This is a genomic window from Klebsiella sp. K4 (assembly GCF_014596785.2).
GTDB classification, from domain to species: Bacteria; Pseudomonadota; Gammaproteobacteria; order Enterobacterales; family Enterobacteriaceae; genus Klebsiella; species Klebsiella pneumoniae.
In genome coordinates, this window is record NZ_CP115021.1 from 2411274 (window position 1) to 2437963 (window position 26690).

Here is a 26690-nt window from a genome sequence, read left to right on the forward strand (position 1 = left end):
CCGTATTTCATCAGGCAAAAGTGAAGATAAGATGGAGAAGTCCCTTTTCGGACCTCTCTGCATCCGCCCTCAGACTTTTAGCCCTGCGGCGGTCATCAGCAGGCGAAACAGCAGGCTAATGGCGGCCAGCGTCAGTACGCTGCCTCCCCAGAGCGCGATCAGCCACAGCAGACGTTTAGGCCAGGCAGTACGCATCAGTGATATCCCTCCCCAGGCTGAACTTTGCCGCGGAACACGTAATAGCTCCAGCAGGTGTAGCCAAGAATGACCGGAATAATCAGCAGGGCGCCCACCAGCATAAAGCCCTGGCTTTGCGGGGGAGCGGCAGCCTGCCACAGCGTGATGGCCGGCGGGATAATATGCGGCCAGATGCTGATCCCCAGTCCGCTGAAGCCGAGAAAGACCAGGCCCAGCGTCAGCGTGAAGGGCGAAACATGGCGGTCGCGCTGATGCAGCGTGCGCCACAGCCAGCCGCTAACGAGGATCACCAGCAGCGGTACCGGCAGCAGGAAATAGAGATTCGGCAGGCTGAACCAGCGGGCAGCAATCGCCGGGTGCGCCAGCGGAGTCCACAGGCTGATGACGGCAAACACCGCCAGCAGGGCACCCAGCAACTGCCGCGATGCGCTGCGCATTCTCTGCTGCAGCGCGCCTTCACTTTTCATCACCAGCCAGGTGGCGCCGAGCAGCGCATAGGCCACGCATAGTCCGAGTCCGCAGAACAGGCTGAACGGGGTCAGCCAGTCAAACATGCCGCCGCTGAAGGCGCGACCGCTGACGGTGAAACCGTTGATCACCGACCCGACCACCACGCCCTGGCTGAAGGTTGCCAGCAGGGAGCCGCCAAAAAAGGCGCGATCCCAGAATGGCCGGTGCGACGGCGTAGCCTGGAAGCGAAACTCAAAGGCGACGCCGCGAAAAATCAGGCCGATCAGCATCAGGGTCAGGGGGATCGACAGGGCGTCGATGATCACCGCGTAGGCGAGGGGAAAGGCGCCAAACAGGCCGGCGCCGCCGAGCACCAGCCAGGTTTCATTGCCATCCCATACCGGCGCGACGCTGTTGACCATTACGTCGCGATCCCCGCCGCCCCGCACCGTGCTGAACAGCAGGCCGATGCCCAGATCAAAGCCATCCATGACGATGTACATCAGCGTGGCAAAGACGATAATCACGAACCAGATCACCGATAATTCGATACCCATTAGCGGGACTCCTTCTGCAGATAACCTTCAGTGGCGGCGGACAGCGGGCGGGCTGGCGTACCGGTTGTCGCCGGGAGCATCTCCTGCGGCCCCTTGCGGATCAGGCGCAGCATATAGCTGTAGCCGACGCCGAAGACGGCGCTGTACACTACGATAAAGGTCAATAAACTGACCGACATATGCAGATCGCCATGAGCGGAAACGGCATCGGCGGTGCGCTGAACGCCATACACCACCCAGGGTTGGCGGCCCACCTCGGTGGTCACCCAGCCGGCGAGAATAGCGATCAGGCCGGATGGCCCCATCCACAGGGCAAAACGCAGAAACGGCCGCGAGTGGTATAGCCGGTCGCCGCGACGCAGCCACAGGGCCAGCACGCCCAGCAGCAGCATCAACATGCCCAGCCCGGCCATCAGGCGAAATGACCAGAACACCACAGTAGAATTCGGGCGCTCCTCAGGAGCGAACTCTTTCAACGCCGGCACCTGTTTATCAAGACTGTGGGTGAGGATCAGACTGCCCAGGGCCGGTATCTCAAGCCCGTAGCGGGTGCGCTGCTGGTCCATATCGGGCCAGCCAAACAGCAGCAACGGCGTTGGCTCACCCGGCGGATTTTCCCAGTGCCCCTCAATGGCGGCGATTTTCGCCGGCTGGTGCTTCAGGGTATTCAGGCCATGCATATCGCCGATCAGCGCCTGGACGGGGGCGACCAGCAGCGTCATCCATAGCGCCATCGAGAACATCTTACGGATCGCCGGCGACTGATTGCCGCGTAGCAGATGCCAGGCCGCCGAGGCGCCGACAAACAGCGCGCTACTGAGAAACGCCGCTACTGTCATATGCAATAATCGGTAGGGGAACGACGGATTAAAGATCACCGCCAGCCAGTCGACGGGCACGACCTGGCCATCAACGATCTCAAACCCCTGCGGGGTCTGCATCCAGCTGTTAGAGGCGAGGATCCAGAAGGTGGAGATGATAGTACCCAGCGCCACCATGCAGGTGGCGAAAAAGTGCAGCCCCGGCCCCACGCGGTTCCAGCCGAAAAGCATCACCCCGAGGAAGCCCGCTTCCAGAAAAAATGCCGTCAGGACTTCATAGGTCAGCAGAGGGCCGGTTATGCTGCCTGCAAACTGTGAGAAACCGCTCCAGTTGGTGCCGAACTGGTAGGCCATCACCAGCCCGGAAACGACCCCCATACCGAAGTTGACGGCGAAAATCTTCGACCAGAAATGGTACAGCGAGCGCCAGACGGGATTTTTTGTTTTTAGCCATAAGCCTTCGAGCACCGCCAGATAGCTGGCCAGCCCAATAGTAATGGCGGGGAAGATAATATGAAATGAGACCGTAAAAGCGAATTGAACTCGCGCCAGATGGAATGCATCAAGACCGAACATGCAGGACTCCACAACAAAATTGATTCAGCGCAATTTTAGGTGGGGTGACGACTGAGGGGCAGAGGCAGTCACGCCATTTTTTATCATAACAGTTGGCCGCTGTTATGATTTTTCAGCTGTTGCCAGGGCGAGAAAATATCCTTGCGCAACCTTGATTAATCCCTGCGGAAGGTGATTAGGCGCTATTCCGCTGTCTGTCATATTATTGCTAACGGCTGGCTACGCGGCCCTGCCGCCGGTATGGCGTAGTCACTTGGTCGGCATAATATATCCTTACCACCCGCCGTAGCTCATATTTTGGCTTACGAAATCCGCCACGGATTTTTACTCTGATTTATTATCACTCATTAGTATGAGAATAAGTAAAAACGCTGAGCCGGTTAATCGTAAATTAAATAATAATAAATTGTCGGCTCCGCGGCTAATTTGTACTGTATGAGCTCGGGAATAAATAAAAGGGAATGCCAATGTCTGAAAAAGGATTACAGAGTCTGTGCATTACGCTTGGCGTAATGATTATCTTCTGGTTTGTTTTAATCTCGCTATTCTGGGTGGTGATATTTTAAACCCATCCCGTGCTATCACGGCGACGCGGCCGCCGCTGCAGATATAACAGTTACAGGAAACTATGATTTTTTTATAACTGATATATGATAATGGGACGTTATCGTACGGGGACGGCCGCAATGAAAAAGTATCAACAGTTGGCGCAGCAACTGACCGAGCAGATCGCCCTTGGCGTCTGGTTGCCTGGCGATCGGCTGCCGTCGCTGCGCGAGCAGGTGATCAGCAGCGGCATGAGCTTTATGACCGTCAGCCATGCCTATCAGCTGCTGGAAAGCCAGGGGCGCATCGTCGCCCGTCCGCAGTCGGGTTATTATGTTGCCCCCCAGCCGGTGAAGCTCCGCCAGCCGGCGCCGCCTGCCCAGGTCACTCGCGATGAAGCCGTCGATATCAATACCTATATCTTTGAGGTGCTCCAGGCCAGCCGCCAGGCGTCGATGCTGCCCTTTGCCTCGGCCTTTCCGGACCCGCGTCTCTTCCCGCTGCAGCAGCTCAACCGCTCGCTGGCGCAGGTGAGTAAAACCGCCACCGCCATGAGCGTCATTGAGAATCTGCCGCCGGGCAATGCAGAACTTCGGCATGCCATTGCCCGTCGCTATGCCCTGCAGGGGATGAACGTCTCGCCGGACGAGATCGTCATCACCGCCGGGGCGCTGGAGGCGCTTAACCTCAGCCTGCAGGCGGTGACCGAGCCGGGAGACTGGGTGGTGGTGGAAAACCCCTGCTTCTACGGCGCCCTGCAGGCGCTGGAGAGGCTGCGTTTGAAAGCATTGTCGGTAGCCACTGACGTCAGGGAAGGCATTGATCTGACGGCGCTGGAGGCGGCCCTGCAAAACTATCCGGTGAAGGCCTGCTGGCTGATGACCAACGGCCAGAATCCGCTCGGCTTCACCCTCAGCGCTGAAAAAAAAGCGGCGCTGGTGGCGCTGCTGGCGCGCTATAACGTGATGTTGATCGAAGATGATGTCTACAGCGAGCTCTATTTTGGCCGCGAAAAGCCGTTACCGGCGAAGTTCTGGGATCGCCAGGAGATGACGCTGCACTGCAGCTCGTTCTCAAAATGTCTGGTACCCGGCTTTCGTATCGGCTGGGTGGCGGCCGGCAAACAGGCGCGGCGGATCCAGCAGCTCCAGCTGATGAGTACGCTTTCCACCAGTTCGCCGATGCAGTTAGCCCTGGTGGATTACCTGTCCACCAAGCGCTATGACGCCCACCTGCGCCGTCTACGTCGTCAGCTGGCGGAGCGTAAACAGCAGGCCTGGCAGGCGCTGCTGCGCCATCTGCCGCCGGAGGTCATCGTCCACCACAGCGACAGCGGCTACTTTCTGTGGATCGAACTACCGGAAGGGGCCGACGCTAGCGCACTTAGCGCCCGGGCGCTGGCGTCGCACATCAGTATTGCCCCAGGGAAAATGTTCTCCACCTCCGACAACTGGACCTCGTTTTTCCGTTTTAATACCGCCTGGGGCTGGGGGGAACGCGAAGAGCAGGGGGTGAAGCGCCTGGGGGAGCTTATTCGCGAACAGCTTGCCTGACCCTGTCGTTTATTTTTCTCATCATAAACATTCTGCGAAAATAAGCGAAAGAGGATTTTTATCGAGGCCGGTCATTATTTTACCGGCGCTCACCATAGGAAATATGCATACCCCTCCTCATTCCCTAACTCGTTGTCTATAATCCATAAAGTCCTGCTTGTGTTGGCGATTTTTACGTAATGCGTCCCGGGTCACAACCTGAATAAATTCCCCTGGGGGCGTTAATCCGCTGACTACCCTTATTTCAGGAGATATTTTTACGGCACGGCTGCCGCTAATTCCTTTGTGACAGGAGTAACACCTGATGAGCAAAAAAATTGCCCGTTGCAGCCTTTATGTGCTGGGTATGGCTTGTTTGACCGTTCAGGCGGCAGAGCCGCTCACCTCGCTTGATAAACCGGAAGGGCGGCTCGATATTATTGCCTGGCCGGGATATATCGAACGCGGGCAGACCGACAAACAGTACGACTGGGTGAGTCAGTTCGAAAAGGACACCGGTTGCCAGGTTAATGTCAAAACTGCTGCCACCTCTGACGAGATGGTCAGTCTGATGGCCAAAGGCGGCTACGATCTGGTCACCGCCTCGGGTGATGCTTCGCTGCGCCTGATCATGGGCAAACGCGTGCAGCCGATCAACACGGCGCTGATTGCCGGCTGGGGCTCCCTTGATCCGCGTATTGCGAAGGGGGCGTGGTTTAACGTCGGCGGTAAAGTCTATGGCACGCCGTATCAGTGGGGGCCGAACCTGCTGATGTACAACACCCGCGTATTCCCGACGCCGCCGGACAGCTGGCGCGTGGTGTTCGTCAAGCAGGATCTACCGGATGGTAAAACCAACCAGGGGCGGGTGCAGGCCTATGATGGCCCGATCTATATCGCCGACGCCGCGCTGTTTGTCAAAGCCACCCAGCCGCAGCTGGGGATCGAAGACCCCTATCAACTGACCGAAACCCAGTACAACGCGGTGCTGAAAGTCCTGCGCGACCAGCAACCGCTGATCCATCGCTACTGGCATGACGCCACCGTACAGATGAACGACTTCAAAAACGAAGGGGTAGCCGCCTCCAGTTCGTGGCCCTATCAAGCCAACGGCCTGAAGGCGGAAGGCCAGCCGGTCGCCACCGTGTTCCCGAAGGAGGGGGTAACCGGCTGGGCGGATACCACCATGCTGCACAGCGAGGCGAAGCATCCGGTCTGCGCCTATAAATGGATGAACTGGTCGCTCACGCCGAAGGTGCAGGGCGATGTGGCGGCATGGTTCGGTTCGCTGCCGGTGGTGCCTGAGGGCTGTAAAGCCAGCGCGCTGCTCGGTGATAAAGGCTGTGAGACCAACGGCTATGAGCAGTTTAACCGCATTCACTTCTGGAAAACGCCGGTTGCGGAAGGCGGGAAATACGTGCCCTATAGCCGCTGGACTCAGGACTATATTGCGATAATGGGCGGCCGCTAAGGATCGGAGGCAAACAATGACGTACGCGGTCGAGTTCCAGAATGTATCGCGCCTGTATGGCGATGTGCGGGCGGTGGATGGGGTTAGCATTGGCATACGCGATGGAGAATTTTTCTCGATGCTGGGTCCGTCCGGCTCGGGTAAAACCACCTGCCTGCGGCTGATTGCCGGTTTTGAGCAGCTCTCCGGCGGAACCATCCATATCTTTGGTCAGCCGGCCAGCGAACTGCCGCCCTGGCAGCGGGATGTGAATACCGTGTTCCAGGACTACGCGCTATTTCCCCACATGTCGATCCTTGACAACGTCGCTTACGGCCTGATGGTCAAAGGCATGGCGAAGAAAGCGCGCCATTCCCGCGCCCAGGAGGCGCTGGAGAAGGTGGCCCTTGGCTTTGCTCATCATCGCAAGCCCTCCCAGCTCTCCGGCGGCCAGCGGCAGCGGGTCGCGATTGCCCGGGCGCTGGTGAACCAGCCGCGGGTGCTGCTGCTCGATGAGCCGCTGGGCGCCCTGGATTTGAAACTACGCGAGCAGATGCAGGTGGAACTGAAAAAGCTGCAGCAGTCGCTGGGGATCACCTTCATCTTCGTGACCCACGACCAGAGCGAAGCGCTGTCGATGTCGGATCGCGTGGCGGTGTTTAACAACGGGCGCATTGAGCAGGTGGATGCCCCGCAGGATCTCTATCTGCACCCCAGGACCGCGTTTGTGGCCGGTTTTGTCGGCACCGCCAACGTTTTTGCAGCCGAGGCGGCCCGACGATTGTGCGGGATGGCGGGCAGCTGGTCGCTGCGTCCGGAGCATGTTCGCCTGCAGGGCGGCGGCGAGGTGCAGGTGCAGGGTGTGGTGCAGGCGGTGCAGTATCAGGGGGCGGCGACGCGGATCGAGCTCCGCCTCGCGGATGGCGACAAACTGCTGGTCAGCCAGGCCAACATCGATGGCGCGGCGGCGGCCAGCGTTCCGCGAACCGGGCAAATAGTACAGGCGTCATGGTCGCGCTCGGCGATGACCCCGCTGGAAAGCGGAGGCTGAGATGACCATGGCAATAATTCCTGCGCAGACCGGGCGCATATCGGGGATCTTCTGGCGCCGACCGGCGCTGGCCCTGTTTTTACTGCTGCTCGGGCCGCTGATGTGGTTTGGCATCGTCTATCTGGGATCGCTGCTGACCCTGCTGTGGCAGAGCATTTATACCTTTGACGACTTCACCATGTCGGTGACCAGCGACTTCACGCTGGCTAACCTGCGGGCGCTGTTCAACCCTGCCAACTACGACATTATTGTGCGGACCCTGGTGATGGCGCTGTGCGTCACGCTGGCCAGCGCGCTGCTGGCACTGCCGATGGCCTGGTATATGGCGCGCTATACCAGCGGCAAAATGAAGGCCTTCTTTTATATCGCGGTCATGCTGCCAATGTGGGCCAGCTATATCGTCAAAGCCTATGCGTGGGTGCTGCTGCTGGCGAAAGATGGCGTGGCGCAGTGGTTCCTCGGTCATCTTGGACTGGAGGGGGCGCTGAACGCGCTGTTGAGCGTCCCGGCGGTCGGCGGCAATACCTTGTCCACCTCCGGCCTTGGACGCTTTCTGGTGTTCGTCTACATCTGGCTGCCGTTTATGATCCTGCCGGTGCAGGCGGCGCTGGAGCGTATTCCGGGATCGTTGCTACAGGCCTCGGCCGATCTGGGCGCGGCCCCGCGGCAGACCTTTCGCTACGTGGTGCTGCCGCTGGCCATTCCCGGCATCGCCGCTGGGTCGATCTTCACCTTTTCGCTGACGCTAGGCGACTTTATCGTGCCGCAGCTGGTGGGCCCGCCGGGATACTTTATCGGCAATATGGTTTACTCGCAGCAGGGGGCGATCGGCAATATGCCGATGGCGGCGGCGTTTACCCTGGTGCCTATCGTCTTGATTGCCCTCTATCTGGCGTTCGTGAAACGTCTGGGAGCCTTCGATGCACTCTGAACGCGCGCCCTGGTATCTGCGACTGGCGACCTGGGGCGGGGTGATATTCCTCCACTTTCCGCTGCTGATTATCGCCATCTATGCTTTTAATACGGAAGATGCAGCCTTTAGCTTTCCGCCGCAGGGGCTGACGCTGCGCTGGTTCAGCGAGGCGGCCGGGCGCAGCGACATTTTGCAGGCAGTGACACTGTCACTTAAGATCGCCGCCCTGTCGACCGCCATTGCCTTAGTGCTTGGCACGCTGGCTGCAGGAGCCCTGTGGCGCAGCGCCTTTTTTGGCAAAAACGCGGTGTCGCTACTGCTGCTGCTGCCTATCGCCCTGCCGGGGATCATTACCGGCCTGGCACTCCTGACGGCGTTCAAAGCGGTCGGCCTTGAGCCTGGCCTGCTGACGATCGTGGTGGGGCACGCGACCTTCTGCGTGGTGGTGGTGTTTAACAACGTCATCGCCCGTTTCCGCCGGACTTCGTGGAGTATGGTGGAAGCCTCGATGGATTTAGGCGCTACCGGTTGGCAGACCTTTCGTTACGTAGTGCTGCCCAATCTGGGGTCGGCGCTGCTGGCGGGGGGAATGCTGGCATTCGCTCTGTCGTTTGATGAAATTATTGTTACCACTTTTACCGCGGGGCATGAACGCACCTTGCCGCTGTGGTTGCTGAATCAGCTGGGGCGGCCGCGAGATGTGCCCGTCACCAACGTTGTCGCGCTGTTGGTGATGCTGGTAACGACGATACCAATCTTAGGGGCCTGGTGGCTCACCCGCGACGGCGATAACGACGCCGGAAACGGGAAATAAAACCATGAAACAGGATAATGCTATGCAACACAACCTATTGATAAACGGTAAGTTAGTGGCAGGTGAAGGCGAGAAGGTTCCGGTATATAACCCTGCAACCGGCGAAGTGATCCTGGAGATTGCCGAAGCGACAGCGGCCCAGGTCGATGCCGCCGTTGAGGCGGCGGACCGGGCATTCGATGCCTGGAGTCAGACGACGCCGAAGACGCGTGCGGAATGTCTCCTGAAGCTGGCGGACGCCATCTCGGCGCAGGCTGAAACCCTGGCGCAGCTGGAGTCGCTGAACTGCGGCAAGCCGCTGCACTGCGTGATTAATGATGAAATGCCGGCCATCGCCGACGTCTTCCGCTTCTTCGCCGGCGCCGCTCGCTGCCTGCCGGGGATGGCGGCCGGAGAGTATCTCGAAGGGCATACCTCAATGATCCGCCGCGATCCGGTGGGCGTGGTGGCCTCCATCGCGCCGTGGAACTATCCGCTGATGATGGCGGCCTGGAAGCTGGCCCCGGCGCTGGCGGCGGGCAACTGCGTAGTGATAAAACCCTCGGAGATCACCCCGCTGACGGCGCTGAAGCTGGCGGAGCTGGCAAAAGATATCTTCCCGGAGGGGGTTATCAACGTGCTGTTTGGCCGCGGTAAAACGGTGGGCGACCCCTTGACCGCCCACGTTAAAGTGCGAATGGTCTCCCTGACCGGATCGATTGCCACCGGAGCCCATATCATTGGCCATACCGCCTCGTCGATTAAACGCACCCACATGGAGCTGGGCGGTAAGGCGCCAGTGATCGTTTTTGACGATGCGGACATCGATGCGGTGGTGGATGGGGTGCGGACCTTCGGTTTTTACAACGCCGGCCAGGACTGCACGGCCGCCTGCCGGATCTACGCCCAGCAGGGTATCTATGACCAGCTGGTGGAGAAACTTGGGGCGGCGGTGGCCAGCCTGAAAATGGGGGCGCCGGAGGACGCTGCCACCGAACTGGGTCCGCTGAGCTCGCTGGCCCATCTTGAGCGCGTTAGCGCGGCGGTGGAAGCCGCAAGGGCGCTGCCGCACATTAAGGTGGTCACCGGCGGCAGTCGGGCTGACGGCGCGGGCTATTACTTCCAGCCGACGCTGCTCGCCGGCGCCCGGCAGGAAGACGCTATTGTCCAGCGCGAAGTGTTTGGTCCGGTAGTCAGCGTGACGCCTTTCAGCGATGAAGCGCAGGCCCTGAGCTGGGCGAATGACTCTCAGTATGGCCTGGCCTCCTCGGTATGGACGAAAGATGTCGGTCGCGCCCATCGTCTTAGCGCCAGGCTGCAGTACGGCTGCACCTGGGTCAATACCCACTTTATGCTGGTCAGCGAAATGCCGCACGGTGGCCAGAAGCTGTCAGGCTACGGCAAGGACATGTCGATGTATGGCCTTGAGGATTATACCGTGGTCCGCCATGTGATGGTTAAGCATAGCTAAAGGATTGATCATTTAGCGCCAGGCGACTATTGCGCGATGGGTGTGTTAGGCCGCTAATAGTCACAATGGCAAAAATTGTCAAAACTCAACCCAGGGGATATGAGATTATTCTGATGCCCCTTCAAGAGCTAAGCCATCATGAGTGCCGGAGATAAGCGCCGGATGGGGTCCGCCAGTCACCCTGGGCGCACAGCGCCCGGCGGGTGGGGCGGCAACATCGCGGTTCGCGACCGAATTGCGGCCCCTGTCTGTCGGCAGGGGCTTTTTTGTGCTCGCAGAAGAGCGAAGAGATGAGCCGGCCAGTCGCGCCGGGGTAACGAGAATACCGCTTTAACTACTTTCAGCGCTTGGTTTTTTTGCTGGGCAGGCTGGCGCTGCGCCGGTCACGAATGTAGGAAATAAGATTATACACCGCCGCGACCAGCAGGATTAGCGCGATGACCAGCGTGATGATTCCGGACATATCCACCTCGAAATTCACAGCGCGAACTGCGCTAAAGCATTACCAATGGTTATGAATGTAAGTATTATCTGACGCGAAGGCAAATGATATTTGTTGTCATTTAGCGCTATTTCTGGCTCTTATCCGTGATGACGGAGATGAAGAGGTTATGTTACAACGGCTTGCCATCGCCATTTATCTTCTTACGATGACGGCCCGCGCGATATATTGCGCCTGTGGCGAAGGCGGCGATCCTTTTCCCCTTGCCGACGGCGAAATATTTTCCTTATTAGCGAAATTAACTCCCCTGAACAGAAAGTATTTCACGGCTAGAGATAAGCTTTTAATATTTACGGTTATCGCATGATATTTGTTCTGAATATTTTATAGCCCTGAGGCAGAGGCAAATACCGGATGCCGCCAGGTAGCGCGCCCCGGGTTTGACTTTCCGCCGCCGCTCATGCGATCATTTAGGGCATATTAGGTTTTGACGTTGATGTCGCTGTGAAAATTTTTGCTTTTATTCTGCTGGCTATCGGCGCTGTGGCGCTGAGCTATGGTAATGCCCCGGCGAAACGAATCCAAAGCTGTGAGAAGATGGGCGTAGGGCAGGCCGTCTGCGCCGCCGCCGAATGGGATAGTGAAAAAGTCAACGTACTGCCGCGCTATAACCCCACTCTTAATAAGGTAATGGCTGCCGCGCAGTTAGCCCCCGCCGCCCGACAGCAAGATAACAACTCTGTTGTTCGCGCGTAAAAAAGCAGCCTCCGGGGCTGCTTTTTTAGGTTTCGTTGCTGAATTAAATGATTAAAACCAGCCAAATCTTACGGACAGCAGGCTGATAAGCGCGAACGCGGCGCAGACATTAATCATAACGACGGTTTTACTGGAGACATCCATAGCGCCACCCTAATGAGGAAGTCCTAAAGGTATAGTACGGCGCCAGCGGTTGCGCTATCAGATTAAGACGAATCAGGCTTTATTCTGAATATTCAGCCCGTTTCTGATTTTGTTATACAGGTATCTCTGAATCACGACGTCATGGCAGATAATCATCCCACCATGGAACGCCCTCAGGGAAGGAAAAAGTAAGAATGACGTTATATCAAAAAATGTTGGTGTTTTACGCCATTATGGGCGTGATATGCGCCGTGATTAGCTGGTTTTTAACCAAAGAGAGCCGGATGATCCGCCTGCTGGCGGCCCTGCTGATCGGCGCCACCTGGCCGTTCAGCTTCCCGATGGCGCTGCTCGTCTCGCTGTTTTAACCCTCAGGCGCTAGACGGCAGAAAGGGGTAGCACAAAGGATGAGGTTACTGTATAAAAAACCAGTAACCTTATCATGGAGGCATACAGGTGAACGGTTTTTATTCGTCCGTCGCTGGCGCCACGCTGCGCTGGCACGATTTCCCGGGAGATGGCCTTCCGGTGGTGTTTATCCACGGCCTTGGCTGCGCGTCATCCTACGATTATCCCCGCATTGCCAGCGATCCTGCGCTCCGCGAACGGCGCAAAATACTCATCGATCTGCCGGGCTTCGGCTATAGCGATAAACCGCGCGCGTTTAGTTACAACATACATGAGCAGGCTTTAGTTTTGGAGCAGTTCCTCAGCCACCTGCGCCTGCAGCGCTTCGCGCTGTTCGGGCATAGCATGGGAGGGAGCATCGCCATCGAAGCGGCGGGGCTACTGGGTGAGCGGGTGACCACGCTGCTGGTCTCGGAACCCAACCTGTTCGCCGGCGGCGGCGAGTACAGCAGGCGCATTGCGGCGCAGTCAGAGTCAGCCTTTGTCGCTGACGGCTATGCCAGGCTGCTGGCGGAGGAGCGCTCGCCGTGGGCGGGTTGTTTACAAAACAGCGCCCCCTGGGCCGTCTGGCGGGCTGCCAGCAGCCTGATACGCGGCAGCGACACGCCCTGGTTTACCCAGCTATGCCAGCTGCGCTGCCAGAAAATGCTGATCGTCGGAGAGCGGTCGCTCCCTTATGCGGATAGCGACCTCGTTCAGGCACAAGGGATCCCGGTCGGCATCGTGCCCCATGCCGGACACTCGATGGCGTGGGAAAATCCGCAGGGGCTGGCGCAGCTTATCGCCAGCCATAGTTAAGAGGCGCTGGGCCTCAGAAGGGAAGCTCGCGGGGTTGGGTCTGGATCGTTATCCAGCGCAGCTCGGTGAATTCCGCGATCCCGGCCCGCCCGCCAAAGCGGCCATAGCCGGAGGCTTTGCAGCCGCCAAACGGCATTTGCGCCTCATCATGCACCGTTGGGCCATTGATATGGCAAATCCCGGTTTGCAGACGTTGCGCTACGTTCCACGCTCTGGCGCTGTCGCGGCTGTAGACCGCAGCGGAAAGACCGTACTCGCTGTCGTTGGCCACCGCCAGCGCCTCCTCTTCGCTATGGACGCGAATAATCGCTTTCACCGGACCGAAGGACTCTTCACGCCACAGCCGCATCTCGCGGGTCACGCCGTCCAGCAGGGTCGGGCTCATATGGGTATCGTTGGCTCTACCACCGGTCAGCAGGCGAGCGCCTTTCGCTAACGCATCGTCAATGAGCGCGTTGCAGCGGGCGATGGTGTTCATATCGACAACCGGGCCAGTGAGGGCGGCAGGCAGGGCGGCGGCGCGCCTGGCCAGCAGCGGGATAAACGCCTCCGCTACGGCATTGTCGACAATAATGCGCTCGGTGGACATGCAGATCTGCCCGGCGTTGGCGAAGGCGCCAAAAACAGCGCCCGCCGCCGCTTGCTCAATATCAGCATCGTCCAGCACCAGCAGGGGCGCTTTTCCACCGAGCTCGAGCACCGCTGGTTTCAGATACTGTCCGCAGGTGCGGGCGATAATGCGTCCCACCGGTGTGGAGCCGGTAAAGTTAACGCGCCGCACCGCCGGGTGGGCGATCAGCGATTCCACCAGCGCCGGCGCATCTTCAGGCGCACAGGTAAGATAGTTCACCACGCCCGGCGGGAAGCCCGCCGCGTCAAGGGCGTCGATAATCAGTCCCTGAGTGGCGGGGGAAAGTTCGGCGCCTTTAAGGATCACCGTGTTGCCACAGACCAGCGGCGTCGCCAGGGCCCGGGTGGCCAGAATCAGCGGCGCGTTCCACGGCGCCATGCCCAGCACCACTCCCGCCCCCTGGCGGACGCCCATCGCCAGGTTACCCGGCACGTTGGACGGAATTATTTGCCCTTCAATCTGGGTGGTCAGCGCCGCCGCTTCACGCAGAATATCTGCCGCCAGATGAACGTTAAATCCGGCCCAGTGCGCGGTCGCGCCGGTCTCCGCCGCCATGGCGGCGATAAATTTCGCCTCCCGCAACAGCATCTGTTCCGCCGCCTCGAGCAGTAAGCGACGTCGTTCCGCCGGCGCAGTATCGCGCCACAGCGGAAAGGCGCAGGCCGCGGCTTCGACGCAGCGTTTGCCGTCGGCGAGGCTGGCGGCAGCGGCCACCGAGGCTGCCTCATCGTGGGCCGGGTGGCGTCGGGTAAAGGTGCGGCGGCCTTCGGCATCGTGCCACTGGCCGTTAATGTACAGATTGCAGGTGATTGTCATGGTGGAAACCTCTTGTTCTGCGGTTCCCCCAGTGTACCGGGCGGCACTGACGGGAAGCGTGAGCCGGGCGGTTATCGCACATTTTTTTGCAGGAATTTTGTGTGGCTCACATCATCCCGAAGCCCTCTGGCGTAAAAAGCAGCGCAACGTCGATTAAACCAGCAAATTCCACGCGTTTTGCATAAGGTGATAGCCATTGATTATTTGCCGCCGTCAGGCGGCTGTGCTGTTATTACTGTTCTTATAATCAATAATCAGGACTTATAACCATGTCTACAGGGAAAACCACGCTGGCGCTGCTGCTGAGCGCACTGCTGCCGGCCGGCGCCGCCTGGGCCGCAGGCAATGACACTCTGGTCTACTGCTCAGAAGCCTCTCCGGAGTCCTTCAATCCGCAGATCGCCAGCTCCGGTCCGTCGTTCGTCGCCAGCTCGCAGGTACTGTATAACCGTCTGGTGAGCTTTGACCCGGTGAAAAATACGCCGATCCCGTCGCTGGCCACCGAGTGGCACGTCTCTGAGGATGGCAAAACCTGGACCTTTACTCTGCGTCAGGGGGTGAAGTTCAACAGCAACAAATTCTTCAAACCGACCCGCGATTTTAACGCCGACGACGTTCTGTTCTCCGTGCTGCGCCAGATGGATCCTCAGCATCCTTATCACAAGGTGTCGCAGGGGAACTATGAATACTTCCACGACGTGGGCCTCGATAAGCTGATTAAATCGGTGAAAAAGGTGGATGATTACCATGTCCAGTTCGAGCTCAACGAGCCGAACTCGGCGTTTCTTGCCGACTGGGGCATGGACTTCGCCTCTATTCTGTCGGCAGAGTATGGTGAGGCGATGCTGAAGAAAGGAACGCCGGAAAACGTTGATAACTGGCCTGTCGGTACCGGGCCGTATGCGCTGCAGCAGTATAAAGTGGATTCGCAAATCCGCTATATTGCCAATCCCCACTACTGGGAAGGCGAGGTACCGACCAAGCACTTAATCTTCTCCATTACGCCGAACGTCGAGACTCGTCTGGCGAAACTGCAGACCAACGAGTGCCAGATTATTCCCGCGCCGTCGCCGGTACAGTTCCCGGTGATTAAGGGCAATAAAGATCTGGCGCTGCATGCGGTTGAGGCGCTGAACGTCGGCTATCTGGCGTTTAACACCGAGAAAAAACCGTTTGATAACGTGCTGGTGCGCCAGGCGTTAAACTACGCTACCGACAAGCAGGCGATCGTCAAGGCGGTATTCCTCGATTCCGGCAGCGTGGCGAAATCACCGATCCCGTCGACGATGCTCGGGTATAAGAAAGATCTCCCGGACTATGACTACGATCCGCAGAAAGCCAAAGCGCTGCTCAAGCAGGCGGGTCTGGAGCAAGGCGCGGAAGTGACCCTGTGGTCAATGCCGGTCCAGCGCCCCTACAACCCAAACTCAAAACGCATTGCCGAAATGATCCAAAACGACTGGGCGAAAGTGGGGGTCAAAGCCAAAATTGTCAGCTATGAATGGGGCGAATACCTTGCCGGTATGCGTAAAGGGGAGCACGACAGCGCCCTGTATGGCTGGATGTCGGACAACGGCGATCCGGACAACTTTGCTGGCACATTGCTCAGCTGTGATAATATCCAGACCGGCTCCAACGCCGCCCGCTGGTGTGACAAATCCTATGACGCGCTGGTAAAGAAAGCGCTGTTGGTGAGCGATCCGCAGGCGCGGGCCAAACTCTACGAACAGGCGCAGGAGATTTTTTATCAGCAGGCGCCATGGATCACCCTGGCGACCGGTAAAACCTTCTATGCGACGCGCAGCAACGTCAGCGGCTACACCGTCAGCATGATGGGGAGCGATTTTTCCAAAGCGAAGCTGAATTAAGCGAAAGGAGAACAGGATGGCACATCTGGATGAGGTTATCGTCAAAGTCGATGACGCCCTGGCCGAGGGCGTTATCGCGCATATGAATGAGCTGCTAATCGCCCTGAGTGATGATGCGCAACTCAGTCGTGAGGAACGCTATATCCAACAGCAGCGTCTGCGCACCGCCATCGCCCATCATGGGCGACAGCATCAGGAAGAGCAGGACGCGCGCCGCGAGCAGTTGACCAAAGGCGGCGCGATCCTCTGAAGATGCGCTCAGAACTGGCGTCTGGCCACCAGCCAGGCGCCCACCACCAGCATCACCGCCCCGCATAACGGTCCGATCAGCGCCCGCACCGGCACGCCGTGGGCGCGAACTAAATCCATAATCAACCCGCCCACCAGCTGGCTGGCCACCAGTACCGCAATGGTCGTCGCCGCGCCAACGTTTTGATAACCGCTGATGCTGGCGAAGACGAAAAAGGACCCCAGCAGGCCGGGGATCAGCGTCCACCATTTCACGCTCAGGGCCAGCTCCTGAAAGCCGGCGACGCCCTGGCGCAGCAGTAACATCGTCACGAAGATAACGATCCCGACCAGCGAATTGAGCAGCATAGCGATAAGGATCGTCGACGCCGACTGGGTGATGCGCACCATCAGAGTGTTCTGCACTACCAGGCCAACGCCGGCGGCGATCAGGCAGGCGAGAGTGAGCGACGCGTTCATGCTTTGCCGTCCGGGTCCTGACGCGCATCCAGCTGTAGCTGCATAAAGGTCAGATCCAGCCAGCGGCCAAATTTGGTGCCCACCTGCGGCATCTGCCCGGTGGTGATAAAGCCCAGCGTTTCATGCAGATGCAGCGAAGCGTGATTCTGCGACTCGATGCCGGCGACCATCACATGTTTATTCAGCCGTCGCGCTTCGGCGATCAAGGCGACCAGCAGCTTGCGGCCCAGCCCTTTCCCCTGATGTTCGGGATGAACGTACACCGAATGCTCAACGGTATGGCGAAAGCCGTCAAACGCCCGCCAGTCGCCAAACGAGGAATAACCGGTAATGACGCCGTCTTCCTCGCTCACCAGTACCGGAAATCCAGCCAGCTGGCGGGCTTCAAACCAGGCGATGCGGTTGTCGGTATCCACAGTTTTATCATTCCAGATGGCGGCGGTATGGACGACGGCATGGTTATAGATCTCGGCGATCGCCGCGCAGTCGTCTTTAATGGCAGGGCGAATGGACATAGCAAACCTCAATTTTTCGTACACTATAGTAGTACAATATTATTACAATAATGAACGTCACGCTGTCATCCGTTTTCAGCATAATTTTAACGGCTAACCCGGGAATAACGCGTCTCGGTGGATGGTTGTGTAATGGGGGGGCGCACACTATAGTGTTACGTTATGAATACTATAGAAGACAACCTCAATCAGCGCATCAGCGCGCGCATCCGCATCGAGCGCGAGTCCCGCGGCTGGTCGCTGAACGACCTCGCCGAACGGGCCGGCGCCTCGCGGGCGATGATCCATAAAATCGAGCGCGGCGAAAGCAGCCCGACCGCCTCGATGCTGGGCCGCCTTTCCGGCGCCTTCGGCATCAGTATGTCGACCCTGATCGCCCGCGCGGAAATGCAGGAGGGCAAGCTGCTGCGCTTTGCCAGCCAGCCGGTATGGCGCGACCCGCAAAGCCACTATCTCCGCCGCCACGTTTCGCCGCGCAGCGATTTGCCGATCGATCTGGTGCAGATTGAGCTGCCGCCCGGTAGCGATGTGCCGATGCCCGCCGCGTCCTATGCGCTTGCCCGCCAGCTAATCTGGCTGCAACAGGGCGAGCTGGTGTTTGTCGAAGGCAATACCCGCCATGAGATGCAGGCGGGAGATTGTCTGGAGCTTGGCCCGCCCAACGATTGTCGCTTTATTAATGAATCCGCAGAGACCTGCGTCTATCTGGTGGTTCGCCTTAATCAATCGCCATCCGGCTCTTAATGGTAAAGCACGTTGCGCATAAAGCAGCTAGCCTCAGTACAGTCTGCTAACAAGAGGAGTTTGCTATGACAGATCAACCGCAACGCCATCGCCGCTGGGTACTGGCTTCCCGCCCCCATGGTGAACCGACGGCAGAGAATTTCCGCCTGGAAGAGAGCGAAGTGCCGACGCCAGGCCCGGGTCAAGTGCTGCTGCGTACCGTTTATTTATCGCTCGACCCGTATATGCGCGGGCGCATGAGCGACGCGCCGTCCTATTCGCCGCCGGTGGCCATTGGCGCGGTGATGGTGGGAGGGACCGTGAGTCGTGTGGTCAGCTCAAATCATGCCGATTATCAACCCGGCGACTGGGTGCTGGGCTACAGCGGCTGGCAGGATTATGAACTCTCCGACGGCAGCGGACTGGTGAAGCTGGGTGACAATCCGCAACACCCGTCCTGGTCGCTGGGAGTTCTGGGGATGCCCGGCTTCACCGCCTACATGGGTTTGCTGGACATCGGCCAGCCAAAGGCGGGCGAAACGCTGGTGGTCGCCGCGGCGACCGGGCCGGTTGGCGCCACGGTTGGACAGATCGGCAAAATTAAGGGCTGCCGCACCGTCGGCATCGCTGGCGGCGCGGAAAAATGCCGCTATGCGGTTGAGACGTTAGGCTTTGATCTCTGCCTTGACCATCGTGCGGATGATTTTGCCGAACAGCTGGCCCAGGCCTGCCCGCAGGGTATTGACGTTTATTATGAAAACGTCGGCGGCAAGGTTTTTGACGCGGTGCTGCCGCTGTTGAATACCGCAGCGCGGGTACCCGTCTGCGGGCTGGTGAGCGGCTATAACGCCACCGGGCTGCCGGACGGGCCAGATCGTCTGCCGCTGCTGATGGCGACCATCCTCAAAAAGCGCATCCGGATGCAGGGCTTTATTATTGGCCAGGATTACGGGCATCGGATCGCCGAATTCCAGCAGCAGATGGGGCGCTGGGTGCAGGAGGGGAAAATTAAATATCGCGAACAGCTGATCGACGGTCTGGACCAGGCGCCGCAGGCGCTGATCGGCCTGTTAAAAGGTGAGAACTTCGGTAAGGTAGTGATCCGCGTCGCGGCGGACGACTAACCTGGCGGGCTTCGACTTAACAGGCCCCTTTTTCCGCCAGGGAAAAGGGGCCTGGCATAGAGGTCAGGCGTAGAAGGCTAACCGCTGGGCGAGCAGATCGACAAAGGCTTCGCGGTCCACATCCAGCATCAGGGTGGTATTGGGCCGATTGCCGGTCAGATGGTAGTAATCGACCACCGTCATCCCCTGGGTATATTTGCCTTCCGTTTCTACGCCAACCCAGCGTTCGATCGTGGTAAAGATCTCCGGCTTGAGGAGCCAGGCGATGGTGCAGGGATCGTGCAGCGGCGCGCCGTCGAAGCCCCACTTTTCATCTTTGTGGTAGGCCATAAAGAAGTCGAGCAGTTCGGCGACGATGGTCGACACCGGGTTGCCAATCTGGCGGAATCGCTCGATATCGGCGGGAAGGATTTGCGCCTTATGAGTGACGTCAAGGCCCGCCATCACCACCGGGATCCCCGACTGAAAGACCATTTCCGCGGCCTGCGGATCAACGTAAATATTAAACTCCGCCGCCGGCTGCCAGTTGCCCAGCCCCATGGCGCCCCCCATGATCACGATGCGGGCGATCTTCGCGTGCAGCTCCGGATGGCTGGCGAGCAGCAACGCCACGTTAGTCTGCGGTCCGGTGGCCACCAGAGTCACCGGCTCCTGGCTTTCCCGCAGCACGCTAGCCATCAGCTCGACGGCGGTGCAGTTCTGCGGCGCAAAGGCCGGCTCAGGCAGGCTCGGGCCATCCAGTCCGCTCTCGCCGTGCACGTTATCGGCGATGATCAGATCGCGCATCAACGGCTTCCACGCGCCGCCGGCAACCGGAATGTCCGGCCGGTTCAGCAGCGTCAACATACGCAGCACGTTGCGCAGGGTCTTCTCCGGGGTCTGGTTGCCCGCGGAAGCGGTGACGGCTTTCACCTCCAGCTCCGGCGAGGCGAGGGCGAGGACCAGGGCGATCGCGTCATCATGTCCCGGATCGCAATCAATCATAATCGGCAGTGCCATAGCAGCTCCTTGTTGGCGATGTTCTGTGACCAGACTAACGCTGCGAGTCGAGGCAGACGAGATGGTGTGCAGAATAGTGTGATGGAGACCACGATTGCTGCGAGGGCAACGCGTATCGTTACGCGACCGTCCGTAAACATGATGCCTCGTTTTGCGGTGGCGCAAGATGGCGCCCGGCGCGGCGCGATATAATAGAAAAATTGCTAATCCTTACGGATATTAATGGTTTGCTTTTCGGCGGGCGGGTTCTTATCCTTAAGAAAACTCAAGAGGTTATTACGATGAAAGATGTAGTAGATAAATGCAGCACCAAAGGCTGCGCCATTGATGTCGGGACGATCATTGATAACGAGGACTGCGTCTACCGGGCCGAGAAGGTGTTCCCAAGCCGCGAAGAAGCGGAATCCACCGTAGCCGCCGTGCGCGAACGTGCCGCCGCCGCAGCGCCGGCCAGTGAACCGCCGCAGGTCGATTACAACATCGTCGCCGCTGGCGACGCGGTGAAACTCGACCTCTCCATCGCCTTCTCCTGCCAGGCGGAAAAGATTATTTTCGAGTTATCCTTGCGAAATCTGCTTTAATTCGCTCCTGTAGCGGAAGCGCGATGCTCTGGCGGGCAGACGCCTTCCGCTGATGCAGCACGCTGCCCGCCCGGCGACCTGAGCCGGGTGAGCGCGGTTAGTCTTGAAAGACGACGTTTCCGCCAACCATGGTCATCACCACGCGGCTGGCGCCAATCTCCTCATGGGCTACGGCGAAGATATCGCGGTCCAGCACCTGAAAATCAGCGACTTTGCCGACCTCTATCGATCCGCGTACCGCTTCTTTCCCTTCCTGATAGGCCGCATTGATGGTGTACATCCGCACGCCGTCCGCCACGCTAATTGCCAGCTCCGGGCGAATAACCTTGCCGCTGGAAGATGATTTGCGGGTGACCGCTGCCTGAACCATTTTGCGCCAGTTCACCAGCGCCATAATGCCATCTGACCCGCCGGCGACGATGACCCCAAGGTCGATGATATCCCGTAGCCCTTTGCAGATTTCCCCCTTGATGCCACAGTAGCGGGCGCGCTGTTCATAATCATATGCCGGGCCGCCGGGTGAGGGTTGTTCGGAAAGCAGAATGCCGTATTTTGCCGCCGTCACGAAATCTTGCCGATCGCCCATTGAGCCGTGCAGCACATAATGCCGTCGGCTCTCCCCCGGATAGCGCTGAATCGCCTGCACGAAGCTGTTAATCGTGACTTTTACCGCCTTATCGCCGACCGCATGGACTGCCACCTGAAAACCGCGCTGGTGAGCCAGCAGAATCATCTGCTGTAGCGCCTCAACTTGTGCTTCCTCGGTCGCCTCGGGGCCACCAAACACCGAGCGTCCGCGATATCCCGGCCGGTCGGCGTAATCCTGATTCATCCACGCTGTGTGCGATGTGGGAACGCCATCGCAGAACAGTTTTATGGTCCGACAGTCCAGCCAGTCCCGGTCGGTGAACTGGGAGAAATCAAAGCTATCCAGATCGCGCTTCAGGGTGGCGCAGGATTGAACCCCCCGCTCGGCGGAGTAAAAGGCGATGGATACCCGGGCGGTGAGTTTTCCTTCATCCTGCAGTTCACGGTAGGCGGCGATGGCGCGATCCCCCGCGGCGCCCACCTCGCGCGTGTTTTCCCCCGGACCCATGGCGCCTTCCGTGTAGCTGGCATACCCTTCGCTGTTCATCAGGCGCTGGGCTGCCAGAAGGTTCTCTTTGAGGGCCGCTACGGTCAGACGGGGCATCGTGCCGGATGCGAGATGCAGGGCGGGCAGGTCGATGAAATTGCCGTCCAGTTCGCCACTGGCCGTTCGCCCCAGATGTCCGCCGAGGGGATCAGGGGTGCTGGCGTCAAGACCGGAGAGGGCCAGCGCCCGGCTGTTGACGATGCAGGAGTGACCGTCCCACAGGGCGAGCAGGGTGGGATGATCGGCCGTGACGTCGTCAATATCCCAGCGCGTCAGAGAGCGCTGCTCGGCCGCGCACTCCTTGATTGCGTTTGGATCCAGACCGCAGACACGAATCCATGCCCCGGCCGGAGTGCGGGCTGCCTGGTCGCGCAGTCTTTCCCGCAGTACTGCCAGGGAACGCACGTCCTGGCAGTTCAGGCAATGCCAGCTGTCAGCGAGCCAGCCGATATGGATATGTGAGTCATGCGCGGCGGGTAAAATGAGTTTGCCGCCAAGGTCAATGACCTGCGTCTGGGGACCAATATGCTGCTGAATCTCCTGGTCTTCACCAACGTTAATAATCCATCCCTGCTTCACGGCGATGGCGCGCTTAAAACTAAAATGTGCGTCCACCGTGGCGACCTTGCCGTTAATCAATACGCAGTCCGCATAAACGACATTATCCATTTATCCCTCCCTGGCTGATAAAAGTGCCGATCAATATAAATAGTAACCATTGTGATTATGTGGTGACTATATGACTACGAAGGGGGTGGAGTGTCAAGCGCGGGTGGTTGGCGGGTGTCCGCCTGGCGGTGGAATAGACGGTAAGGAAAAGCGCTTCGCCCGCCGATCGCGAGAGGCATCGGCGGGGAAGGGGCGTGTTATTCGAAGCGCCAGGCGAGGTTCAGGCCGATGCCGTAGTTACGTCCCGGGGCAGGCTCGTAGTAACGTCCGTTAGACTCGTTAACGATGACAGACCCGACGTACTCCCGGTCGAACAGGTTGTCTATGCGACCGAACAGATCCATATCCATTCTGCCGTAGCTCCATTTATAGCCGGTCGTCAGGCCAACCACCGTCCAGGAGGGCGCTTTGGCGGTGTTTTCGTCATTGGCCATGATATCGCTCATATAGCGAATATCGCTCCCGGCGTACCAACCTTGCTCCGGCTGATAGCCAAAGGAGGCGTAGCCCATATTGCGCGCGATCCCCGGAATGCGATTGCCATTGCAGCTGGCGTCGTCGCAGACGTTAGTGCGATAGGTCGCGTCCAGCCAGGTCCAGGCCGCCTTCAGACGCCAGCTCTCGCCAAACTGCTGATCCAGCCCCAGCTCCATCCCCTGACGGCGGGTCTTGCCGGCGTTTTTATAACTGGTGCGCCCGCCGCTGCTGCTGTCGACCACAATCTCATTATCGGTATTGGTCTGGAACAGGGCGGCGGTGAACAGCCCATTGCCGATCCGCGTCTTGCTGCCGATCTCCACCGTGTCGTTGGTGGAGGGTTTCAGGCCGAAGTTGAGGCCGCTCTGGTTATCGGAGCGGTAGGAGAGTTCGTTAATGGTTGGCGTCTCGAAGCCGCGGCCGGCGGAAAGATAGACGTTCCACGCGTCGGTCAGGGCATATTTCAGCGAGCCCGCGGGCAGCCATTTGTGATAGCTGGCATCACCGCTGTCATCGCCATTGCCTGGGGTGATGTAGTAGTCGTTCGAGTCGAACCATACCGAGCTGTAGCGAACCCCGGCATCGAGCGAGAGTTTGTCAGTGAGCTGCCACTGGGTCTGCAGGTAGGGGTCGACGTTCCACATCAGGTTGCGTTCGTTACGGCGCAGCGCGCCCTGTTCGCCATACTGCGGCGCGCCGTTGACCATCACAAAGTTTTCATACCCTTTGCGCCGCTCGCTCATGTTCTCGTAGTCGAGACCGGCGGTGAGCGTGACGGGCACCAGCAGCTCTCCGCGATGGGTCAGCCGGGTATCAATCCCCTGGTAGTGACGGGTAAGGTCGATCACCCCGCCGGCATGGCTCGGCTTCAGCTGCGGCGCGCGCGGGATCGACTGGAACTGAGTGGTTTCACGTTCTCCAGCGTACATCATAACGCTGAGATCGTCCTGGGCACTGAGCTGGCGCTCATAGCGCAGGCCGGCCTGGGTCTGTCGGGTATTCTTGCGGGTATTATACTGGTCGCCGCGCGGCGACTGGCGCGGGTTATCGCGCCATTCATCGGCGGTCAGGCCACCGGCGTCATTGGCTTTGATATCCACGCTATTCAGCAGCAGAGTCAGCTTACTGACGTCGTTGATGCGCACCCCCAGCCGGGCGTTCGCCAGATTTTTGCGCGCGCCGCTGTGATCGCGATAGCCATGGGTGGTGAAGCGATTGGTTGAGACCGTGTAATCCACATCGCCTGCGTGGCTGCCGTCGCCAACGGCGCCAGTGGCTTTCATCCCGTAGTGCCAGGTGCCGAAGCTGCCATAGTAGCTGCTGGCTTCCACGGTGGGCGGCTGGGTGCCGGTCTGGCTGGTGACGTTGATCACCCCGCCGGACGAGTTACCGTACAGGGCAGAGAAGGGGCCGCGCAGCACCTCAATGGTGTCAACGCTGCCGATATCAATATTTGAGGTCTGCCCCTGGCCGTCGGGCATGGTGGCCGGAATGCCATCCACATAGATGCGCAGTCCTCGCACGCCATAGGTTGAGCGCGAGCCAAAGCCGCGAATCGACAGCTGCAGATCCTGGGCATAGTTTTGCCGGTTCTGCACCTGCAGGCCCGGCACGGCGCCCAGCGATTCAGAGAGATTGACGCGCGGCGCGGCCTGGCGCATCTCATCCCCATTCACCACGCTGACGGCGGCGGGGGTATCCAGTTCAGAAACCGTGGTTGGCGCGGCGGTCACCACCATGGTTTGTTCATCAGCGGCCTGGGCTGCGGCAATGAGCGGCAAGAGCAGGGCCGGGAGGGCGACGTGACGCACGGACAGGATTTTCATCGATAATACTCAAAGACGAACCAAATGGAACATATGTATATATGTTACCTCGTTTGTAAAATATTTGAAAATTATTAACTGCTGCTGGTTAACGGATAGTGCTCGCCAGGCATGAATTTACCGCACAACAACAATTAACGCTCCACTTTGATATAAATAATGATTACTATTCGCATTCAAAAATAAGGGTAAAGCCAGGACTTTACCGCCGGAAGCGATGTCGGGTCAGCACATACTGGTTTATCAAAGGGAGTCGTCATGTCATTACGTCATTTTGCCGCGCCGCGTCTGCGCCATTCACTGCTCGTCACTTCTCTGCTGCTGGCAGGCAGCTTTAGCGCCCACGCCGCGGAAGAGATGCTGCGCAAGGCCGTCGGAAAAGGGGCCTACGAAATGGCCTACAGCCAGCAGGAGAATGCGCTGTGGGTCGCCACATCACAGAGTCGTTCGCTGGACAAAGGCGGGGTGGTTTACCGTCTTGACCCCGCCACCCTCGACGTGACGCAGATTATTCACAACGATCTGAAGCCGTTCGGCGCCACTATCAACCATGCCACCGGCACGCTGTGGTTTGGCAATACCGTCGACAGCACTGTCACCGCTATTGACGCCAAAACCGGCGCCGTGAAGGGGCGCCTGGTGCTGGACGAGCGTCAGCGCAGCGAAACCGTGCGTCCGCTGCAGCCGCGCGAGCTGGCGGTCAATGAGCAGACCAACACGGTCTACATTACCGGTCTGGGCAAAGAGAGTGTGATTTGGGTGGTAGATGGCGCAACCCTGAAGCTGAAAACGACCATTACCGGCACCGGGGCAATGGCGACGGGTCTGGCGATCGATCCGCAGGCTAAGCGTCTGTATACCACCAACGCCGATGGCGAACTGCTGACCATCGACAGCGAGAGCAACACGATTGCGTCGCGCAAAAAATTGCAGGATGACGGCAAAGCGCATTTCTATCTTAACCTGAGTCTCGATACCGCCGGCCATCGTGCCTTTATTACCGACAGCAAGCAGCCGGAAGTGCTGGTGGTCGATACCCGCGACGGCAAGGTGCTGGAGAAAATCGCCGCGCCGGAGTCGCTGGCGGTGCTGTTTAACCCGGCGCGCAACGAAGCCTATGTGACGCATCGTAAGGCCGGGGAAGTCAGCGTTATCGACGGCAAGAGCTACAAGGTGGTGAAGACCTTTAAAACGCCGACTCACCCCAACAGCCTGGCGCTCTCCGAGGACGGCAAAACGCTGTACGTTAGCGTGAAACAGGCTTCCAGCCGTGAGAAAGAAGCCACCGCGCCGGACGATGTGATCCGCATCGCCCTGTAAGACCTCAGCGCGACGAAACCGGAAAACGGTGGTCGCGCTCCGCATGCCGCCGGGCCAGGCCCGGCGACTCACCCTCTGTTACAAACGCCTATTGGCCTGACAAACCAGATGGTTATACACTTAACCCTTTCCCGCCACGTGCGGGCAGTGGTAATCAGTGGAGATAAAATGAAAAAGCCATTCATGGTGATTTGCGCCGGCGCGATGCTGGCGCTGCTGGCAGGTTGTTCGTCAAACTACGTTATGACCACGAAGAGCGGTCAAACTATCGTTACCCACGGCAAGCCGCAGCTGGATAAAGAAACGGGGATGACCAGCTATATCGATGAGTCAGGTAATAAGCGGGAAATTAACAGCAGCGATGTGTCGCAGCTGGTTGAAGATAATTAAGT

29 protein-coding genes are annotated in these 26690 nt (G+C 58.8%); 18 read left to right on the forward strand and 11 right to left on the reverse strand.

Translation table 11 applies throughout. The features are described 5' to 3' along the window. Nucleotides 1-69 precede the first annotated feature (69 nt). Genes IB144_RS12035 through IB144_RS12045 form a run of 3 tightly spaced genes read right to left on the reverse strand, consistent with a single transcriptional unit; the run spans nucleotide 70 to nucleotide 2602 of the window. Nucleotides 70-195 carry a DUF2474 domain-containing protein gene (locus IB144_RS12035; RefSeq protein WP_004180143.1) on the reverse strand — a complete coding sequence of 42 codons (126 nt, stop codon included), beginning with the start codon at nucleotides 193-195 and terminating at the stop codon, nucleotides 70-72. Beyond that, nucleotides 195-1205 (reverse strand): cytochrome d ubiquinol oxidase subunit II, encoded by a 1011-nt coding sequence (gene cydB / locus IB144_RS12040; protein WP_002907458.1) that lies wholly within the window; start codon nucleotides 1203-1205, stop codon nucleotides 195-197. Before cydB ends, IB144_RS12035 begins: the two co-directional genes overlap by 1 nt. After that, nucleotides 1205-2602, reverse strand: a complete 1398-nt coding sequence (locus tag IB144_RS12045; protein ID WP_004189768.1) for a cytochrome ubiquinol oxidase subunit I — start codon at nucleotides 2600-2602, stop codon at nucleotides 1205-1207. The genes cydB and IB144_RS12045 overlap by 1 nt, the downstream gene beginning before the upstream one ends. A gap of 686 nt (nucleotides 2603-3288) precedes the next feature. On the opposite strand from IB144_RS12045, the gene IB144_RS12050 reads away from it, so the two are divergent. The 6 genes from IB144_RS12050 to patD all read left to right on the forward strand — a co-directional run bounded on the left by IB144_RS12050 (nucleotide 3289) and on the right by patD (nucleotide 10358). Continuing rightward, entirely contained in the window at nucleotides 3289-4701 is a 1413-nt protein-coding gene (locus IB144_RS12050; RefSeq protein WP_023301877.1) for a PLP-dependent aminotransferase family protein, read from the forward strand. Nucleotides 4702-5005: 304 nt separating this feature from the next. Next, the gene (ydcS, locus tag IB144_RS12055) at nucleotides 5006-6151 is read left to right on the forward strand and encodes a putative ABC transporter substrate-binding protein YdcS (RefSeq protein ID WP_002907384.1); all 1146 of its coding nucleotides are present in this window, start codon (nucleotides 5006-5008) and stop codon (nucleotides 6149-6151) included. A gap of 16 nt (nucleotides 6152-6167) precedes the next feature. Further along, nucleotides 6168-7181 (forward strand): ABC transporter ATP-binding protein, encoded by a 1014-nt coding sequence (locus tag IB144_RS12060; RefSeq protein ID WP_023158586.1) that lies wholly within the window; start codon nucleotides 6168-6170, stop codon nucleotides 7179-7181. A 1-nt stretch (nucleotide 7182) separates the two neighbouring features. Then, the gene (locus tag IB144_RS12065) at nucleotides 7183-8112 is read left to right on the forward strand and encodes an ABC transporter permease (protein ID WP_004148552.1); all 930 of its coding nucleotides are present in this window, start codon (nucleotides 7183-7185) and stop codon (nucleotides 8110-8112) included. Continuing rightward, on the forward strand, nucleotides 8102-8908 hold the full coding sequence (locus tag IB144_RS12070; protein ID WP_004143773.1) for an ABC transporter permease: 807 nt from the start codon (nucleotides 8102-8104) through the stop codon (nucleotides 8906-8908). The genes IB144_RS12065 and IB144_RS12070 overlap by 11 nt, the downstream gene beginning before the upstream one ends. Nucleotides 8909-8930: 22 nt before the next feature. Next, nucleotides 8931-10358, forward strand: a complete 1428-nt coding sequence (gene patD / locus IB144_RS12075; protein WP_004175939.1) for an aminobutyraldehyde dehydrogenase — start codon at nucleotides 8931-8933, stop codon at nucleotides 10356-10358. A gap of 340 nt (nucleotides 10359-10698) precedes the next feature. Here the strand turns inward: patD and IB144_RS12080 are convergent, their stop codons facing one another. Further along, nucleotides 10699-10821 (reverse strand): small membrane protein, encoded by a 123-nt coding sequence (locus IB144_RS12080; protein ID WP_004175940.1) that lies wholly within the window; start codon nucleotides 10819-10821, stop codon nucleotides 10699-10701. A gap of 148 nt (nucleotides 10822-10969) precedes the next feature. On the opposite strand from IB144_RS12080, the gene IB144_RS12085 reads away from it, so the two are divergent. Further along, nucleotides 10970-11167: a hypothetical protein gene (locus IB144_RS12085; RefSeq protein ID WP_004189776.1), complete on the forward strand. Its 198-nt coding sequence runs from the start codon at nucleotides 10970-10972 to the stop codon at nucleotides 11165-11167. A 137-nt stretch (nucleotides 11168-11304) separates the two neighbouring features. Further along, on the forward strand, nucleotides 11305-11556 hold the full coding sequence (locus tag IB144_RS12090; protein WP_040165329.1) for a hypothetical protein: 252 nt from the start codon (nucleotides 11305-11307) through the stop codon (nucleotides 11554-11556). Nucleotides 11557-11607: 51 nt separating this feature from the next. Here the strand turns inward: IB144_RS12090 and yncL are convergent, their stop codons facing one another. After that, the gene (yncL, locus tag IB144_RS12095) at nucleotides 11608-11700 is read right to left on the reverse strand and encodes a stress response membrane protein YncL (RefSeq protein WP_002906891.1); all 93 of its coding nucleotides are present in this window, start codon (nucleotides 11698-11700) and stop codon (nucleotides 11608-11610) included. Nucleotides 11701-11894: 194 nt separating this feature from the next. Between yncL and IB144_RS12100 the strand changes: the two genes are divergently transcribed. Further along, nucleotides 11895-12068: a GhoT/OrtT family toxin gene (locus tag IB144_RS12100; protein ID WP_002906888.1), complete on the forward strand. Its 174-nt coding sequence runs from the start codon at nucleotides 11895-11897 to the stop codon at nucleotides 12066-12068. An 88-nt stretch (nucleotides 12069-12156) separates the two neighbouring features. Then, complete coding sequence (locus IB144_RS12105) at nucleotides 12157-12906, forward strand: alpha/beta hydrolase (protein ID WP_040165331.1); 750 nt, start codon at nucleotides 12157-12159, stop codon at nucleotides 12904-12906. Between the two features lie 13 nt (nucleotides 12907-12919). Here IB144_RS12105 and IB144_RS12110 read toward each other — a convergent pair whose 3' ends face one another. Further along, nucleotides 12920-14353 carry an aldehyde dehydrogenase gene (locus IB144_RS12110; RefSeq protein ID WP_065888665.1) on the reverse strand — a complete coding sequence of 478 codons (1434 nt, stop codon included), beginning with the start codon at nucleotides 14351-14353 and terminating at the stop codon, nucleotides 12920-12922. Between the two features lie 269 nt (nucleotides 14354-14622). On the opposite strand from IB144_RS12110, the gene IB144_RS12115 reads away from it, so the two are divergent. Beyond that, nucleotides 14623-16221, forward strand: coding sequence for an ABC transporter substrate-binding protein (locus IB144_RS12115; protein ID WP_014907508.1), 1599 nt, complete (start codon nucleotides 14623-14625; stop codon nucleotides 16219-16221). Nucleotides 16222-16237: 16 nt separating this feature from the next. Beyond that, a complete protein-coding gene (locus IB144_RS12120; protein ID WP_004180136.1) occupies nucleotides 16238-16471 on the forward strand; it encodes a YdcY family protein in 234 nt (77 codons plus the stop codon). Between the two features lie 8 nt (nucleotides 16472-16479). Here IB144_RS12120 and IB144_RS12125 read toward each other — a convergent pair whose 3' ends face one another. Together IB144_RS12125 and IB144_RS12130 are read right to left on the reverse strand one after the other, a co-directional pair. Next, entirely contained in the window at nucleotides 16480-16929 is a 450-nt protein-coding gene (locus tag IB144_RS12125; RefSeq protein ID WP_004180135.1) for a DMT family transporter, read from the reverse strand. Continuing rightward, nucleotides 16926-17444 carry a GNAT family N-acetyltransferase gene (locus IB144_RS12130; protein WP_002906796.1) on the reverse strand — a complete coding sequence of 173 codons (519 nt, stop codon included), beginning with the start codon at nucleotides 17442-17444 and terminating at the stop codon, nucleotides 16926-16928. Before IB144_RS12130 ends, IB144_RS12125 begins: the two co-directional genes overlap by 4 nt. Before the next feature lie 162 nt (nucleotides 17445-17606). Here IB144_RS12130 and IB144_RS12135 point away from each other — a divergent pair, with 162 nt between their 5' ends. Further along, complete coding sequence (locus IB144_RS12135) at nucleotides 17607-18188, forward strand: XRE family transcriptional regulator (protein WP_002906794.1); 582 nt, start codon at nucleotides 17607-17609, stop codon at nucleotides 18186-18188. A gap of 65 nt (nucleotides 18189-18253) precedes the next feature. Continuing rightward, entirely contained in the window at nucleotides 18254-19291 is a 1038-nt protein-coding gene (locus IB144_RS12140; protein ID WP_002906792.1) for an NADP-dependent oxidoreductase, read from the forward strand. 63 nt (nucleotides 19292-19354) lie between these two features. Here the strand turns inward: IB144_RS12140 and rihA are convergent, their stop codons facing one another. Further along, complete coding sequence (gene rihA / locus IB144_RS12145; protein ID WP_002906791.1) at nucleotides 19355-20290, reverse strand: pyrimidine-specific ribonucleoside hydrolase RihA; 936 nt, start codon at nucleotides 20288-20290, stop codon at nucleotides 19355-19357. Here rihA and IB144_RS12150 point away from each other — a divergent pair. Together IB144_RS12150 and IB144_RS12155 are read left to right on the forward strand one after the other, a co-directional pair. Next, complete coding sequence (locus IB144_RS12150; protein WP_004220071.1) at nucleotides 20252-20482, forward strand: hypothetical protein; 231 nt, start codon at nucleotides 20252-20254, stop codon at nucleotides 20480-20482. The two genes, rihA and IB144_RS12150, sit on opposite strands and share 39 nt — an antisense overlap. A gap of 89 nt (nucleotides 20483-20571) precedes the next feature. Then, complete coding sequence (locus tag IB144_RS12155) at nucleotides 20572-20871, forward strand: DUF406 domain-containing protein (protein WP_032440052.1); 300 nt, start codon at nucleotides 20572-20574, stop codon at nucleotides 20869-20871. A gap of 97 nt (nucleotides 20872-20968) precedes the next feature. Here IB144_RS12155 and IB144_RS12160 read toward each other — a convergent pair whose 3' ends face one another. Both IB144_RS12160 and pqqU read right to left on the reverse strand, forming a co-directional pair. After that, nucleotides 20969-22675, reverse strand: coding sequence for an amidohydrolase (locus IB144_RS12160; protein WP_029602928.1), 1707 nt, complete (start codon nucleotides 22673-22675; stop codon nucleotides 20969-20971). A gap of 197 nt (nucleotides 22676-22872) precedes the next feature. After that, nucleotides 22873-24978 (reverse strand): TonB-dependent receptor PqqU, encoded by a 2106-nt coding sequence (pqqU, locus tag IB144_RS12165; RefSeq protein ID WP_004189794.1) that lies wholly within the window; start codon nucleotides 24976-24978, stop codon nucleotides 22873-22875. A gap of 258 nt (nucleotides 24979-25236) precedes the next feature. Between pqqU and IB144_RS12170 the strand changes: the two genes are divergently transcribed. Together IB144_RS12170 and IB144_RS12175 are read left to right on the forward strand one after the other, a co-directional pair. Then, nucleotides 25237-26298 (forward strand): YncE family protein, encoded by a 1062-nt coding sequence (locus IB144_RS12170; protein ID WP_025861900.1) that lies wholly within the window; start codon nucleotides 25237-25239, stop codon nucleotides 26296-26298. Between the two features lie 168 nt (nucleotides 26299-26466). Next, a complete protein-coding gene (locus IB144_RS12175; RefSeq protein ID WP_002906779.1) occupies nucleotides 26467-26688 on the forward strand; it encodes a YgdI/YgdR family lipoprotein in 222 nt (73 codons plus the stop codon). Nucleotides 26689-26690: the final 2 nt, after the last annotated feature.